13 protein-coding genes are annotated in these 14,568 nt (G+C 69.7%); 6 read left to right on the top strand and 7 right to left on the bottom strand.

What is annotated here, in order from left to right; genetic code table 11:
* Window positions 1-99: 99 nt before the first annotated feature.
* From ACT3TZ_RS13290 to ACT3TZ_RS13280, 3 genes are all read right to left on the bottom strand, one after another.
* Window positions 100-2,163, bottom strand: a complete 2,064-nt coding sequence (locus ACT3TZ_RS13290) for a GmrSD restriction endonuclease domain-containing protein (RefSeq protein ID WP_444583910.1) — start codon at window positions 2,161-2,163, stop codon at window positions 100-102.
* Window positions 2,164-2,338: 175 nt separating this feature from the next.
* Window positions 2,339-2,632, bottom strand: a complete 294-nt coding sequence (locus ACT3TZ_RS13285) for a hypothetical protein (protein WP_444583909.1) — start codon at window positions 2,630-2,632, stop codon at window positions 2,339-2,341.
* On the bottom strand, window positions 2,629-3,366 hold the full coding sequence (locus ACT3TZ_RS13280) for a TnsA-like heteromeric transposase endonuclease subunit (RefSeq protein ID WP_444583908.1): 738 nt from the start codon (window positions 3,364-3,366) through the stop codon (window positions 2,629-2,631). The genes ACT3TZ_RS13285 and ACT3TZ_RS13280 overlap by 4 nt, the downstream gene beginning before the upstream one ends.
* Window positions 3,367-3,638: 272 nt before the next feature.
* Between ACT3TZ_RS13280 and dnaK the strand changes: the two genes are divergently transcribed.
* From dnaK to ACT3TZ_RS13260, 4 genes are all read left to right on the top strand, one after another.
* Window positions 3,639-5,507: a molecular chaperone DnaK gene (dnaK, locus tag ACT3TZ_RS13275; RefSeq protein WP_444583907.1), complete on the top strand. Its 1,869-nt coding sequence runs from the start codon at window positions 3,639-3,641 to the stop codon at window positions 5,505-5,507.
* The gene (locus ACT3TZ_RS13270; protein WP_444583906.1) at window positions 5,504-6,163 is read left to right on the top strand and encodes a nucleotide exchange factor GrpE; all 660 of its coding nucleotides are present in this window, start codon (window positions 5,504-5,506) and stop codon (window positions 6,161-6,163) included. The genes dnaK and ACT3TZ_RS13270 overlap by 4 nt, the downstream gene beginning before the upstream one ends.
* Window positions 6,164-6,319: 156 nt before the next feature.
* On the top strand, window positions 6,320-7,348 hold the full coding sequence (locus tag ACT3TZ_RS13265; RefSeq protein ID WP_444583905.1) for a DnaJ C-terminal domain-containing protein: 1,029 nt from the start codon (window positions 6,320-6,322) through the stop codon (window positions 7,346-7,348).
* 16 nt (window positions 7,349-7,364) lie between these two features.
* Entirely contained in the window at window positions 7,365-7,808 is a 444-nt protein-coding gene (locus ACT3TZ_RS13260; RefSeq protein ID WP_444583904.1) for a heat shock protein transcriptional repressor HspR, read from the top strand.
* A gap of 8 nt (window positions 7,809-7,816) precedes the next feature.
* Here the strand turns inward: ACT3TZ_RS13260 and ACT3TZ_RS13255 are convergent, their stop codons facing one another.
* From ACT3TZ_RS13255 to ACT3TZ_RS13245, 3 genes are all read right to left on the bottom strand, one after another.
* Window positions 7,817-9,004 carry a glycosyltransferase family 4 protein gene (locus ACT3TZ_RS13255; protein ID WP_444583903.1) on the bottom strand — a complete coding sequence of 396 codons (1,188 nt, stop codon included), beginning with the start codon at window positions 9,002-9,004 and terminating at the stop codon, window positions 7,817-7,819.
* The gene (locus ACT3TZ_RS13250; RefSeq protein WP_444583902.1) at window positions 9,001-10,281 is read right to left on the bottom strand and encodes a glycosyltransferase family 4 protein; all 1,281 of its coding nucleotides are present in this window, start codon (window positions 10,279-10,281) and stop codon (window positions 9,001-9,003) included. Before ACT3TZ_RS13250 ends, ACT3TZ_RS13255 begins: the two co-directional genes overlap by 4 nt.
* An 80-nt stretch (window positions 10,282-10,361) precedes the next feature.
* The gene (locus tag ACT3TZ_RS13245; protein WP_444583901.1) at window positions 10,362-10,838 is read right to left on the bottom strand and encodes a YbhB/YbcL family Raf kinase inhibitor-like protein; all 477 of its coding nucleotides are present in this window, start codon (window positions 10,836-10,838) and stop codon (window positions 10,362-10,364) included.
* A gap of 168 nt (window positions 10,839-11,006) precedes the next feature.
* Between ACT3TZ_RS13245 and ACT3TZ_RS13240 the strand changes: the two genes are divergently transcribed.
* Together ACT3TZ_RS13240 and ACT3TZ_RS13235 are read left to right on the top strand one after the other, a co-directional pair.
* Window positions 11,007-12,329 (top strand): carboxylate--amine ligase, encoded by a 1,323-nt coding sequence (locus ACT3TZ_RS13240; protein ID WP_444583900.1) that lies wholly within the window; start codon window positions 11,007-11,009, stop codon window positions 12,327-12,329.
* Entirely contained in the window at window positions 12,326-13,096 is a 771-nt protein-coding gene (locus tag ACT3TZ_RS13235) for an aspartate/glutamate racemase family protein (RefSeq protein WP_444583899.1), read from the top strand. The genes ACT3TZ_RS13240 and ACT3TZ_RS13235 overlap by 4 nt, the downstream gene beginning before the upstream one ends.
* A 187-nt stretch (window positions 13,097-13,283) precedes the next feature.
* On the opposite strand, the gene ACT3TZ_RS13230 is transcribed toward ACT3TZ_RS13235, so the two are convergent.
* Window positions 13,284-14,534: a carboxylate--amine ligase gene (locus ACT3TZ_RS13230; RefSeq protein WP_444583898.1), complete on the bottom strand. Its 1,251-nt coding sequence runs from the start codon at window positions 14,532-14,534 to the stop codon at window positions 13,284-13,286.
* Window positions 14,535-14,568 lie beyond the last annotated feature (34 nt).

Genomic DNA, 14,568 nt, shown 5'->3' with positions numbered 1-14,568 from the left:
AACGCCCCTGCTCTGGAGCGGACGTCGGGCAGCACGAGAGGTTTTTGACTCATGGGCGTATCTTCCCAGTCCCGCGGGGTGGGAGGCGGCGGGTGGCGGCTATTCGCGCACCAGGGCGAGGAGGTCCTCGGCGTCGAGTCTCTGTTCGGGGTCGGCGATCCTGCCTGCGAACTGTATGCCTTCGGCTTCGAGGAGCTCGCGGGGGTCGCGGTGGTCGTCAGGGTCGCTCCACCGGAACTTCTTTGCGACGCGGCCGTCAGCCGTCAGGATGCGGTAGGGATTTGTGCACAGTCGGCACTGGGAGATGTGGCCCGCGAGTGGCTGGGCCGAGGTGCCCGCGGCTTCGGCGAGGTCCGAGTAGCCACTCCAACGGCCAGCGGGAAGCTGCTCCAGGATGCTGTGGACGAGGGTCCAGTCGAATCCTGTTCTGTCCCGGAAGCGCTGGCGGTAGGTGGCGAGTGTGTTGTCGTCGAGGTCGGGGAGGGGCCACAGGGCGAGTGCGCGCTTGGCGAGTCGTTCGGATCGTTCACGGATGGACTCTTCGTTCCACGTCTCGAGTTGTCCGAGCCCCTCGTTGAGCCGTAGGGGGCTGTGCTTGAACCCTCCCTCCATGTCGCGTTTCTGTGCGAATGGCTTGTCGGAGTACTCTGAGTTGTAGCCGGTCAGTGTGAGGTTGCCAAGTGTGTGGAGGTATTTTTGATGAATTCCCTTCCAGTTCTCTCCGAGCGCCTTCTGCCATTCGGTGTGTAGCCGCTCGTTCTGCGGCATAATGTGCTCGATGCTGTACTCGGCGGTGGAGACCGGTTCTTTACGGCCTTCATTCTCAATCTTCCGGAAGAAGTACCGGGCGCGCTTGAAATGGTAGAAGTCGTTGCCGCGCAGCGCCTCGCGGAATTCTGCATCGCGCGGGAAGCGGGTGCTCCCTCCCAGAGTCAGGTATCGGGCGGCGATGCTGCGGACGTAGTCATTAGGGTCGATGGCGCCGCCCATGGCCGCGAACGTGCTGTTCAGAGTGTTCGTCGGAACCTGGCAAGCCGCGCGTCGGAACAGGTACGACGTGGTGATGTGGAGGACCTCGAGGAAGTCGTCCTCGCTGATCACGCCAATGTGCATGTCGCGGTAGAGGCGGAGCAGGAACGGGTAGACGACGGTTGCTCGAAGCTGCTCGATGTCATGGAAGGCGCGGGCCAGGCGCGGACGGTGTTCGCGCTCGAGTGCCATCGCGGCGAACCACGTCGAGTGAAGGTGGAGGTCCTCGACGAGCAGGCGACGCCCCTGGCCGTGCTGATCGGCAGCGGTTGCGTACTCCTTAAACGCCTCGTAGATGTCCCCGACCTTGCGAATGATGCCGGTCTTGAGTGTGAGGTAGTGTCGCACGAACTCATCGAAACGGTCCTCGTAGGGGCCAGCGAAGATCTGCTCCATCGGGAACCAGTAGTGGTCGTACAACTCGGACTGCTGCTTAGGTTCGAGGTCCATGAGCACGAAGTTTCGGATGAGGTCTGCCTGAGACAGCTTCTTTCCCGTGGAGTTCATAGTTTCGAAGACGAGCTGGGGGTTGTCGCTGCCGCGGGTGAGGCGTACATCGACGACAACGAGCTTCTTCAACCCTAGGCAGACCGCAACCAGGTCAACGCCGGGATCGGACAGCTTCGCGCGGAAGAACTCGAAGTTCACGCGCACGCGAGACCCCTCGACCTGGGATAGGGGAGCGGAGCCGATGACGGCCTGCAGTGCGGGCTTGTCGGCCTTGGACAGGATCAGCTTGTAGAACTGATCGCCGTCTTCATCCGGGTTGGAGAGGTAGCGGTTCCGGATCTTGCGAGGGGAGAACCCCTCGACCGGCTCTCGCTGGTCTTCGGGAAGCTCCTCGAGGTGCGCGGCCAGTGCGGCGAGGAGCAAGATGACCGTGGTGACGCGCTGCTGGCCATCAATGATCAGGTCAGGCTCAGCCGACGTGAGAGTGCCTTGGCCCCGCTCGACATAGACGATGGACCCGGTGAAGTGGGCAGGCAGGCTCTCGGTCTTGCCGGCGTACAGGATGTCGTCCCAGAGGCGCTGGCACTCGGCCCGCTCCCACGAGTACACCCGCTGGTAGATGGGCACCATGAGCTGGTTGCTCTTCCGTAGGAGCTCCAGCAGGTTCGCGTCGAAAGCTTTCATGGACGCCATCCTCTACGACTGGACTGACTCGCGATGCTATTTCCAGCGATCAGGTGACGCTGCGGGGGACGCGGTGCTTTGGCCCGCCGGAGAGCCGCCGGGGTGCGGGGAGGAGTTAGGGGGTGGCGCGGTGGGCGCCGGGGTGGTGGCGGCGGATGCAGGGACTGATGCACGATCATGTGACACCTGATCGTGCATCAGTCCCCTCGGCTTCGGCCTCGATGCAAGATCGTTGAGCCCTGGTTAGCCCGGCGAGGATGACCGCATCAAGCTCGGCATGCGGTCCCTCCTCCTGCATGGGATCGTCCAGTGCCCGGGCAACGCCCACCAGAGCGGGCGCGTGGACGCGCATGAACCGGTCGGCCGACCGCAACAGAACTGCGGACCCATCGAGTTGGACGACTGTCCAGGCTGCGCCCTCGTACCAGAGCCGCGCCCCCACCGATGTGCCCAGGGTCTCCGCGCTCACGCCATCACCTCGGCGGTGCGTTGGAGGATCGTCTCGGCGTTCACGGGATGGCGGAGGTCGATCGTGACCTCACCGGACCAGGCGAGCGCGAAGACTGCCGCGTGCCACAGACTTTCATCTCCAGTCACGGGCCTGCGGGCAAGGATATTGCCCAACGTGGTTTCGGGCCCGTCCAATCTTGCCCGTACTTCTGGTAGGTACTCGTCGGGCAGTCGTCCGGGCCGGCGGCCGAGGGCAAGGAGCTTGATGTTGCGCAGCAGGATGGGGTCGCTGCCGGTGAAGACCTCGTAACGCCAGCCCTTGTCGCGACAGAGCCGACGCGTCCATTCGAACTGGGCACGAACCCGTGTCTTCTCGACGAGCGCAGCGGGCTTCACGTCGACGACGGTCGCCGTGCCGTCGTCATCGATCAGCAGCACATCGGGCACGTGCGAACGTGCGTCCGTACCGTCGAGGCCGGTGACTTGGAACGGCTGGGTACAGATTCTGGTCACTGCCGGATCGAAGTCCGCCAACCACAGTCGATCCAGCTCGAGCAAGCTCTCGTAGACCAGAGTTCGATCATTGGTCGCGGCCCAGAACAATCCTGGGTAGCTGCGTTGGCCCCGGTAGGTCGGCGGCACTCGCACGGGTAGTCCCTCGACGATCAGATCGGCACGTGCTTGCTCCCACGTCGTCGCGACCTCGTCGCCGGCGACGGTGCAGTACCGGAGGAACACCTCGCGTCCGCCCACACGTCCATCGTGCCCGTCTGACAGGTCGGGGAGAAATCTGACACGCACTGGCCAAGTAAGTGAGAACTGGCCAAGTTGGGCGAGAACCTACAGCTGTGACTCCCGACACAGCGCGAGAGCGCGAGGAATGAACCACCCACCCCCATGGTTGAGCCTGGTGTACTCAAGTTCAGTGCGTCGAGGTTTGACACGGTCAACCCGGGCTCCTGTACTTGAGCCGTAGAGCTTCACTCGCTATCGCGGCCGATCGGCCGTATGAAAGGCAGGCACCCATGTCCCGTGTCGTCGGCATCGACCTCGGCACCACCAATTCCTGCGTCGCGGTCCTCGAGGGCGGTCAGCCCACCGTGATCGCCAACGCGGAGGGTCTGCGCACCACCCCGTCCGTCGTCGCCTTCTCCAAGCAGGGCGAGGTCCTCGTCGGCGAGGTCGCCAAGCGCCAGGCCGTCACCAACGTCGACCGCACCGTCTCATCCGTCAAGCGCCACATGGGCACCGACTGGACCACGAAGATCGACGACAAGACGTACACGCCGCAGGAGATCTCCGCCCGCATCCTGGGCAAGCTCAAGCGCGACGCCGAGTCCTACCTCGGTGAGACCGTCACGGACGCCGTGATCACGGTCCCGGCCTACTTCTCGGACTCCGAGCGCCAGGCCACCAAGGACGCCGGGCAGGTCGCAGGCCTCAACGTCCTGCGCATCATCAACGAGCCCACCGCGGCCGCGCTCGCGTACGGCCTCGAGAAGGGCAAGAACGACGAGCAGATCCTCGTCTTCGACCTCGGCGGCGGCACGTTCGACGTCTCGCTCCTGGAGGTCTCCAAGGACGAGGACGGCTCGACCATCCAGGTCGAGGCGACCGCCGGCGACAACCGCCTCGGCGGCGACGACTGGGACCAGAAGATCGTCGACTGGCTCGTCCAGCAGGTCAAGAACAAGGACGGCGTGGACCTCTCCAAGGACCGCATCGCCCTGCAGCGCCTCAAGGAGGCCGCCGAGCAGGCCAAGAAGGAGCTGTCGTCGACCACGTCCACGAACATCTCCCTCCAGTACCTCTCGATGACCGAGAACGGCCCGCTGCACCTCGACGAGAAGCTGACCCGCTCGCACTTCGAGGAGATGACCGCTGATCTGCTCGAGCGCACCAAGGCGCCGTTCCACCAGGTGATCAAGGACGCCGGCGTCAAGGTCTCCGACATCGACCACGTGGTCCTCGTCGGCGGCTCGACCCGTATGCCCGCCGTCTCCGAGGTCGTCAAGGAGCTCACCGGCAAGGAGCCCAACAAGGGCGTCAACCCCGATGAGGTCGTCGCGATCGGTGCGGCCCTGCAGGCCGCCGTCATCAAGGGTGAGCGCAAGGATGTCCTGCTCATGGACGTCACGCCGCTGAGCCTGGGCATCGAGACCAAGGGCGGGGTGATGACCAAGCTCATCGAGCGCAACGCGGCCATCCCCACCAAGACCTCCGAGGTGTTCTCCACCGCCGAGGACAACCAGCCCTCCGTCGCGATCCAGGTGTTCCAGGGCGAGCGTCAGTTCACCCGCGACAACAAGCTGCTCGGCACCTTCGAGCTGTCCGGGATCGCCCCGGCGCCCCGTGGCGTCCCGCAGATCGAGGTCACCTTCGACATCGACTCCAACGGCATCGTCCACGTGAGCGCGAAGGACCGCGGCACCGGCAACGAGCAGTCCATCCAGATCACCGGCGGCTCCGCCCTCTCCAAGGAGGACATCGACCGCATGGTCAAGGACGCCGAGGCCCACGCGGCCGAGGACCAGGAGCGCCGCGACCTGGCCGATGCCCGCAACACCCTCGAGCAGCTCGTCTACCAGGGCGAGAAGCTGCTCAAGGACAACGCCGAGAAGATCTCGGACGGCGACCGCACCGGCGCCGAGGACGCGATCAAGGCCGCCAAGGAGTCCCTCGCCAAGGAGGACGCCCCCAAGGACGAGCTCGAGTCCAAGCGCGACGCCCTGAACGAGGCGCTGCAGACCGTCGGCACCGCGATCTACTCGCAGGCCGACGCCGCCGAGGGCACCGAGGGTGCCGCCGGCGAGCAGCCCGCCTCCTCGACCTCGTCGGATGACGACGACGTCGTGGACGCCGAGATCGTGGACGACGACGAGGAGAAGAAGTGAGCCCGGACCCGAGCACCCCGGACCCCCGACAGGACCCCCAGGGCCCCGAGGGAACCCCGGACACCTCGCGGTTCTCGTTCTCCGACAAGCGCCGCGTGGACCCGACGGACGGCAGCGTCCGGCCGTCGGGCCCCGCGGGGCAGGGAGCGACCGAGGGTGTCGACCCCATCGACGCCGAGGCCGCGAAGCTCTACGCCGCGGACGCCGCCGGTCGTGACGACCGCGTCGCCGGGCTCGAGCACCGCGTCGCGGAGCTCGAGGAGGAGCTCAAGCGCTCCCAGGCGGAGTACGTCAACTCCCGTCGGCGCATCGAGGCCAGTGCCGCGGCGGCCACCGAGGCCGCGGCGGGGCGTGTGCTCGGCTCGCTCGTGAGCGTCCTGGACGACATCGAGCTCAGCCGCAAGCACGGCGACCTCGCCGAGGGCACCCCCTTCGGAGCCATCGCGCACAAGCTCGAGGACGCCCTGCGTTCCCACGGGCTGGAGCGCTACGGCGCCGAGGGTGAGGAGTTCGACCCGAACAGGCACGAGGCCCTCATGCACGAGGACTTCGACGAGGTCCCGGTCAACACCGTCAAGACGGTCCTGCAGCCCGGCTATCGCGTCAAGGACCGCATCCTGCGGCCGGCGCGCGTGGCCACCCGCGGCCCGCAGTGACCTCCTGAGATCGGGGCGGGCCGTCCGCGCAGCACCGCTGCCGGGCGGTCCGCCCCGATCCATGGGCGGTGGAGCACCCCGCTCATCCCTCCCCCTTCCCGCAGTTCTCCCCTCTGATTTCTCCCTCTACCCCGCACTCGAAAGGAGGCGCAGACGATGTCCGGACAGGACTGGCTCGACAAGGACTTCTACGCGGTGCTCGGTGTCTCGAAGGACGCGAGCGCCCCGGAGATCAAGAAGGCCTACCGCACGAAGGCCAAGGAGCTCCACCCCGACCGTCATCCCGATGACGCCGGCGCGGAGGACCGCTTCAAGGCCGTCGGCGAGGCCTACGGGGTGCTCAACGACCCCGAGCAGCGCAAGCAGTACGACGCGATCCGCGCCATGGGCAGCGGCGGCGCCCGCTTCTCCTCCGGCGCCGGCGGCCCCTCGGGCGCCGAGGGCTTCGAGGACGTCTTCTCCTCGATGTTCGGAGGCGGCGGCGCAGGCGGCGGACGTCCTCGGTACGCCGGCGGCGGTGGCCAGAGCGCCCCGAACATGGAGGACATCTTCTCGATGTTCGGCGGCGGCGCAGGGGGCGCCGGCGGCGGCTTCGGCGGCAGCCGGGGCGGCTTCTCCGGCGCGGGCTACGGCGGCCCCACCAAGGGCCAGGACCTCAGCGCCCGGGCCCGTCTGGGCTTCCGGGAGGCCGCGCTCGGCACGGAGATCCGGCTCGAGGTCGGCGGTCGCACCGTGACCGCCCGTGTCCCGGCCGGCGTGCACGACGGACAGAAGATCCGTCTGCGCGGCAAGGGCCAGCCGTCGACCACCGGCGGCGACGCCGGTGACCTGCTGCTGACGATCGACGTCACCCCGCATCCCGTCTTCTCGCTCGACGGCACGAACCTGCGGGTCACCGTCCCGATCCGTTTCGACGAGGCGGTGCTCGGGGCCACCGTGCAGGTCCCGCTGCTCGACGGCGGCAGCGTGCGCCTGAAGGTCCCCGCGGGCACGCCCACGGGACGCACCCTGCGCGCCAAGGGCAAGGGCATCACCACCCCCAAGGGCACGGGCGATCTGCTCGCGACCGTCGAGGTGCAGGTGCCCCAGGACCTCGACGACACCCAGCGCGAGGCGGTCATCGCCCTGCGCGATGCCCTGCACGATGATCCGCGCTCGCGCCTGATGGCCGACGCGGCCCGATGAGGACGAGGGGATCACGATGGCAGCCACCTCAGGATTCGACGAACGCGCGCCCGTCTTCGTGATCTCCGTGGCCGCCGAGCTCTCGGGGATGCACCCGCAGACCCTGCGGCAGTACGACCGCCTGGGCCTGGTCACCCCCCAGCGCACGGCCGGCCGTGGCCGCCGCTACAGCGCGCTGGACGTCGAGCGGCTGCGGCAGGTCCAGCAGCTCTCCCAGGACGAGGGCGTGAACCTCGCGGGCATCAAACGGATCCTCGAGCTCGAGGACCGGGTGCGCCGCAAGGCCGACCAGCTCGACGCCGCCCAGGACGTGCTGTCCGGGGAGCTCGGGTCACGCCCGACGCGGAGGTTCTTCGCCGCCGATGCCGCGGGGCAGGTCACGTCGATGCGCCGCGGTCAGCGGCCCGAGCGCCGCGCCCCGGGCGAGCTGGTGCTGTGGAGCGGTCCGCGCCGTTCCTGACGGCCATCTCACCGGCCGATCGTGCGGATGCCCTCGGTGCGGTAGATCTCCCCGAGACGTTCGGCGACGCGCCGCAGGTCCACGGCCTCGGCGGCGGCGCGGCCCTGCGGCGTGAGGTCGGCGAGCCGCCCGTCCAGCAGGTCGCGCAGGCGCGTGACCACATCGGCCACGAAGGCGTCCCCGGTGCCGCGCACCATACGGGTGACCACGCCGTCGGGCAGCCAGTCGCGGTAGATCGGGATGTCCCGCACCACGGCCGGGGTCCCGCACGCCAGCGCCTCCAGCAGCACGATGCCCTCGGTCTCCTCCTTGGACAGGAAGCAGAAGGCGTCGGCGCCCGTGTAGGCGCGGCGCAGGACCGCCGGGGCCACGTAGCCCGGGAATCGGCAGTTCTCCGGTGCCGAGGAGATCGCCGCCTCCACGTCGCGGGTGATCATCCGCGGGTCCGTGTGCCCGTACCAGACGAACGTCACCTCGGGCATGCGCCGGGCCACTTCGACCCAGTCGAGGATCCCCTTGCGGACCATCTGGATCCCGACGCTCATGACCACGGGGGCCTCCGGAGCGAGGCCCAGGTCCTCGCGCAGAGGTCCGCGCGCCGCGGGATCGGGCCGGAAGACGGTCGTGTCCACGCCGTTGGACAGCACGTGGATGTTGCGCCGCAACCCGTACTGCGGGCGCACGATCAGCGAGCGCGCGTAGTCCGTGGGGGTGACGACGGCGTCGCCCATCCGGTAGATCCAGGCGATCCAGCGCCGGAACAGCGGAGCGATGCGGTTGGCCCCGGTGAAGGAGTCCCGGAAGTCCTCCTCCGTCGAGTGCGCCCAGACCAGCACCGGCCGCCGCCGAAGGCGCGCCCAGCGGGCCAGCAGCGGCGTGTCAGGGAAGGGCGTGTTGAGGTGGACGACGTCGAAGGGTCCCCACGGGCTCGTCACGACCTGGTGGCCCAGGGCGCGCACGGCGTGCTCCTGGTGGCGGATCGCCTCGCCGATCCCGGACTGCGTCGCCAGGCGCGCGAGGCCCCGGGGGATCAGCACCCGCAGCGGGCGGTTCGCGGCGGCGCGCTCCCGGGTGGGGCGTCCGCGCACCGTGCGCAGGGCGGCGTCGGCGAGGCCCCGCGCGCGGATCGACAGGCGATCGGGCAGGGTCCCCGGAAGGCGGGTGCGGAAGCTCATCGGCACGTCGGGCGCCGTCACGCGGCGGTCAGACGCAGCGCGCGGCTGCGCGACAGGGCGTCCTCGTAGACCCCGATCATCGTGCGGGCGAACGCCTCGGAACCGCAGGTCGCATGGGCGTGGACCGCGGCGGCACGGGCCATCCGCTCCCTCCCCGCCCGGTGGTCGGCGAGGTCGGCGAGGCGATAGGTGAACTCCTGCTCGTCGGCGTACTGCCAGCCGGTGATCCCGTCGAGCACCACACCCTCGAGCGAGGGGTCGCGCCGGCACAGCAGCGGCAGGCCGCAGGCGAGGGCCTCGATGAACGTCAGCCCCTGGGTCTCCGAGAGCGAGGCGCTGACGAAGACGTCGGCCATGCGGTAGTAGCGGGGGACCTCCGCGGGATCGATCGCGCCGACGAAGCGGACGCGGTCGGCGATCCCGAGATCGGCGGCGAGCTCTGCGAGATCCTCGCGGGACGGGCCGTCGCCCACGAGGGCCAGGGTCCAGTCCTCGCGTCCGGAGGCCGCGAGGTGGGTCAGGACCTCCTCGACGTTCTTCTCCTTGGCCAGGCGGCACACCGAGACCAGCAGCAGATCCTCCGCCGGGATCCGGAGCGCACGGCGCAGGGAGGCGACATCGGCCCGATCGGCGTCGTCACGCACCGGACGGAAGCGGCGCAGGTCCAGGCCGGTGGGCACGACGTGCACGGGACGGGTGACCCCGTAGCCCTCGAGCAGCTCCTTGACCTTGGCGGTGGGCGCCACGACCGCGTCGGTGCTCTCGCACAGCTTGCGGGAGAAGGCCGCGACCATCTTGCGGCCCATCGTGCGGCTCGGGGAGTAGTAGTGCGTGTAGTCCTCGTAGATGGTGTGGTACGTGTGCAGCAGCGGCACCCCGAGCTCGCGCGCGATGCGGCGGGCCCAGACGAAGGTGGTGAACTCGCACTGGGAGTGGACGACGTCCGGGGACCACTCGAGGATCTCGCGGCGGATCGGATCGTTGCGCAGCACGCCGATCCGGGCGCGGTCGTAGAAGATCGACGCCGACACCGAGCCGAGGCGGTACACGCCGTCGCGGCGGCTCGAGCGCAGGCCGTCGGACAGGGTCAGTACGCGGACGTCGCACCCGGCTGCCTCGAGCTCGCGCTTGAGGGTCGTGACGGAGGCGACCACGCCGTTGACGACGGGCTCCCACCAGTCGGTGGTCAGCAGCACGCGCAGGGGCCGGGAGGAACGGGGGAGGGGGCGCACGAGGCCGCCGGTCGACGTCGGGATGGACCCGACCGGCGACGACGTGCTCACGGGGAGTGCGGTCATGCTTCGAGCGTACGTTTGTCGAGGTCGTACAACCCTCCGGCGCGCCCCGGAGTTTCCCCGGGGATAACCCCCGTGCGAGATCAGACCTCGGCCTGGTAGGTCCCTGTGACCGAGGCGGACGCGAGCTGCTGGCTGAAGATGGCGAAACGGGCCTGGACGTGGGGGGCGTCGGCGTCGACGCCCAGCGTCTCGACCGGCAGCGCGTGGACGGTGAACACGTAGTGGTGCACGGGACCCTGCGGAGGGTTGGGGCCGTCGTAGCCCGGGCGCCCGAAGTCGTTGACCGCCTGGAGGGGGATCCCGGCGTCGCGCGCCACCCCCACGGGCAGCGTGGTCGCGTCCGCGGGGAGATCCCACGCGACCCAGTGCCAGAAGCCGGAACCCGTGGGGGCGTCGGGGTCGAAGCACGTCACGGCGAAGCTGCGGGTCCCCTCGGGTGCGCCGCTCCAGGTGAGGTCCGGGGACGTCGACGGGCCGTCGAGCTCCGGCGGCAGCTGCGCGGCGGGGACCTCCGCGCCGTCGGCGAGAGCGGACGAGGTCACGGTGAAGGTGCTCATGATCTCCACCCTAGGTGCTGTGCGTCACGTCGTGGGCGAGGGGTCGATCCACGCAGGGGCGAGCCGGCGGCCCATCGCGTGGCGGGGTGAGGGCACGGCGGTGACCGGGACGTGCAGAGGTCGTGATCGTCCCGGGTCCACGGGCGGCGCGTCGATAGGATGCCGGGCATGGCCTCGACCTCCCGCACTCCCGCACGCCCGGCACCAGCCTTCACGCCCGTCGTCGTGGGCGGCGACATCGGGGCTTACTCCTTGGCACGGGCGTTCCATGAGGCCTACGGCGTGCGCACGGTGGTGATCTCCCGCCTCGCGGGCTGGCACGTCACGCACTCGGCCATCACCGAGAACGTCTCCTGCCCGGATCCCTTCGACCCGCAGGAGCTCGCGCCGGTCCTGGTCCAGGTGGCCCGCGCGCACCCGGAGGGGCCTCTGCTCCTGCTGGGCTCCGCCGATGCGACGGTCAAGGCGATCATCCAGGTGCGCGACGAGGTCGGCGGCCTCGACGAACGGTGGATCGCGCCCTACGTCGACCTGGCCACGTTCCGGCGCGGCACCGAGAAGCAGAACTTCACCGAACTGTGCCTCGAGCTGGGGGTCGATCATCCGCTCACGCGGGTGGTGGACCTGTCCCAGGAGGTCGACGACGACCTCGACGTGCCGTTCGCCTACCCGGTGATCGCCAAGCCCGCCGAGGTCTCGGACTGGAAGCGCATCAGCTTCGAGGGCAAGCAGAAGGTGCACACCGTCGAGAGCCGCGCCGACCTGCTGGCGCTCCTGCACCGGATCCGGGACGCGGGCTACCGCGACAGCATCATCGTCCAGGACCGCATCCCGGGCGACGACCAGAACATGCGGATCCTCACCTGCTACTGCGACGAGCAGTCCCGGGTGCGCTTCGCCTCATGGGGGCGCACCCTGCTCGAGGAGCACAGCCCCGGGGCGATCGGGAACCCCGCCGCGATCATCACCGGCGTCGACGAGGAGATGGTCGCCCAGGCGCAGCGGATCTGCACCGCCCTGGGGTGGACGGGCTATGCCAACTTCGACCTCAAGCACGACCCCCGCGACGGCCGCACGCGCTTCTTCGAGCTGAACCCCCGCCTGGGACGCTCCAACTACTACGTCACTGCCGGCGGTCACAATCCCGTCACCTGGTACGTCGACGAGCACATCGCCCATGACCTGCCGGCGGTCCCCGCGGGGCAGAGCCCCCGGATCGTGCAGGATCAGCCCGAGGTGCTCTACACCGTCGTCCCGGTGGCCCTCGTCAAGCACTACACGATGCTCCCGGAGGCCCGCGCGCAGCTCGAGCGCGTGCTGCGCGCTCGCCGCGTGCGCAATCCCCTCGTCTACCGCGGCGTCGAGCGCGATCCGCGCCGCTGGGCGTACATCGCCGCCGCGATGGCCAACTACGTGCGCAAGTTCCGCCGCCACTACCACCCGGACCCGGTCGGCGCGCAGGCGCCGACGGAGGGGGGATCGGCCCGATGACCGCGCCCGAGGGCGGTCATCTGGACCCTGCCAGCTGGCATGCCCCGGTGGTGGGGGTGATCGGCGGTCTCGGTCCCGCCGCCACCGCCGTCTTCCTCGACGTGCTCGTGAGGGCGACCGACGCCCGCAGCGACCAGGAGCACCTGGACCTGCTGGTCTCCCAGCACTCCTCGACGCCGGACCGCACCGCGAAGATCCTGGACACCGACGGGACCGCCGCGGACCCCGGGCCCGTGATCGCCGCCGATGCCCGCATGCTGGAGCGGGCCGGGGTGGATCTGCTGGTGCTGCCGTGCAACACGGCTCACCATTTCGTGCGCGGGGTCCACGAGAGCACCTCGGTGCCCTTCCTCAGCATCGTGGAGGTGACCGCCGCCGCGGCGGCCCGGGCCGTGGAGGGCACGGGTCGGCCGGTGGCCGTCTTCGCGACGGAGGGCAACGTCCACGCCGAGGTGTTCCAGGACGCCCTGCGGGACGTCGGTGCGGAGGCGTGCGTGCCCGACCGCGCCCTGCAGGACCGGATCAACACGATCATCTACGAGCAGGTCAAGGCCAACCGGCCCGTGGACCGGGAGCTGTTCGAGGGCTGCGTCGACGAGGCCCTCGCCGCCGGCGCGGGCACCGTGGTGCTGGGCTGCACGGAGCTCTCCGTGGTCTACGACCAGCAGGGCTTCCGCGGCGATCCGCGCATGATCGATTCCCTCACCGAGCTCGCGCGGCACACGATCACGGCGGCGTGCAGGCCGCTCGCGCCCGCCTTCGCCTGAGGCACGGCGACAGGCCGTCGCGTCCACGATGCCTCGGGCACGATGCACCGGGCACGATGCGGCCGGCACGATGCCCTGGGCGCTGGGCGCTGGGCGCTGGATGCCGGGCCCCAGGAAGCGGGAAACCGGTGCGAGGTGCCCGGGCGCGGTCCTGCGGATCCCGGGCGCCCCGGTCCCGCAGGCCGGATCAGAAGCCGGTGTCGGTGGGCCGGGGATAGTGCGCGAGGAACTTGCGCACGTGGTTCAGCTCGACCACGCGGGCGTAGGCGCGCACCCACAGGCCCTCCCGGGGGTTCGCCCAGGGGTTGACCCGCCGGCGTCGCGCTGCGGCACGCACCTGCTGCCAGCGCTCGGGATCGGTCACGTACCGGCGCAGGAACAGGTCCGGGACGATGGAGTACAGGATGCTCGGCAGCCCGATCACCGGCTCGACGCGGCGTCCGTGGACGGCGTCCTCGACGATGAACCGCGTGACGTCGACCCCGGCGCCCGTCACGTAGTAGTTGTTGCGGCCGATCCGGGGGTTGATCTCGAGGAACCGCGGGACGCCGTCGCGCGGATCGATCTTGAGGTCCGCATTGGCGTACCCGACGTAGCCGGTGGCGTCGAGCAGGCGACGCGCCTGCGCGAGGGTGTCCGGGTCCGTCGCCGTGATCATCGCCGCCGGGCGCCCCAGGGCGTCCGGGGTGTGCTCCTCCAGCAGCACGTCGGCTCCCGCGAGCAGCGTCACCTCCCCGTGCGCGTCCCGGTAGGCGGTGATGGAGCGCATCGTGGTGTCATCGCCCGGGATCAGCTCCTGCAGCACGAACCGGTCCCGGAACCCGGCGGCGTGCAGACGGCCCACCAGGTCCTCGAGCTCGGCGGCGGAGGCCACGAAGTAGATCTTCTTCTTGCCGGGCATGCGGATCGCCACGTGGGGCTGGGCGATGGCGGGCTTGGCCACCAGCGGGTACGGGGCGTCCAGCTCCGGCAGGGCCGGACGCTCGCCCGAACGGAAGTCGATCACCGCGGTCAGCGGCTGGGGCACCCCCAGGCGCGTGCACAGCTCCGCGAAGCGCGCCTTGTCGGCGAGCTCGAGCACCACCGGGAGGTCCGGCTGACGGAGCAGATGGTCGGCGGCCAGGCGCTCGGCGTGCCGGGCGATGAACTCGATGTCCCCGTCCGTGTTGCACAGGAGCAGCGCCGGGCGTCCGGTCGGACGCGCCCGGGAGAGCTCGTCGAGTGCGGCGAGCCGCGTCTCGTCGTCGGCACCCGGGGGGATCTCGTGGATCCGGCAGGTGATCGAGCGGCGCATCGCCTCCGAGGGCGCTGCCGCCACGACGTCGGAGACGACGCCGTGGTTCTCGTGGAAGGCCCGGGTCAGGGCGTAGATCCCCAGTCCGGAGCCGAGCAGGACGACGTCGAAGGCGGGGGCGTCGGTCGGTGCGGTGGCGTTCATGGGGTCCTCGCGTGTTGGGGCCGGGCACCCCTGA

Origin of the sequence: Brachybacterium sp. AOP25-B2-12, from assembly GCF_052378625.1 — a bacterium.
Taxonomy (GTDB): domain Bacteria; phylum Actinomycetota; class Actinomycetes; order Actinomycetales; family Dermabacteraceae; genus Brachybacterium.
Note: the sequence above shows the minus strand (reverse complement) of the source record. Positions and strands in the feature narration are given on the sequence as shown.

Excerpts from the sequence above, each read along its gene's own strand:
- ACT3TZ_RS13290 (WP_444583910.1), bottom strand. The coding sequence starts at position 2,163 with ATGAAAGCTTTCGACGCGAACCTGCTGGAGCTCCTACGGAAGAGCAAC.
- dnaK (WP_444583907.1), top strand. The coding sequence starts at position 3,639 with ATGTCCCGTGTCGTCGGCATCGACCTCGGCACCACCAATTCCTGCGTC.
- ACT3TZ_RS13265 (WP_444583905.1), top strand. The coding sequence starts at position 6,320 with ATGTCCGGACAGGACTGGCTCGACAAGGACTTCTACGCGGTGCTCGGT.
- ACT3TZ_RS13260 (WP_444583904.1), top strand. The coding sequence starts at position 7,365 with ATGGCAGCCACCTCAGGATTCGACGAACGCGCGCCCGTCTTCGTGATC.
- ACT3TZ_RS13250 (WP_444583902.1), bottom strand. The coding sequence starts at position 10,281 with ATGACCGCACTCCCCGTGAGCACGTCGTCGCCGGTCGGGTCCATCCCG.
- ACT3TZ_RS13245 (WP_444583901.1), bottom strand. The coding sequence starts at position 10,838 with ATGAGCACCTTCACCGTGACCTCGTCCGCTCTCGCCGACGGCGCGGAG.
- ACT3TZ_RS13240 (WP_444583900.1), top strand. The coding sequence starts at position 11,007 with ATGGCCTCGACCTCCCGCACTCCCGCACGCCCGGCACCAGCCTTCACG.
- ACT3TZ_RS13235 (WP_444583899.1), top strand. The coding sequence starts at position 12,326 with ATGACCGCGCCCGAGGGCGGTCATCTGGACCCTGCCAGCTGGCATGCC.
- ACT3TZ_RS13230 (WP_444583898.1), bottom strand. The coding sequence starts at position 14,534 with ATGAACGCCACCGCACCGACCGACGCCCCCGCCTTCGACGTCGTCCTG.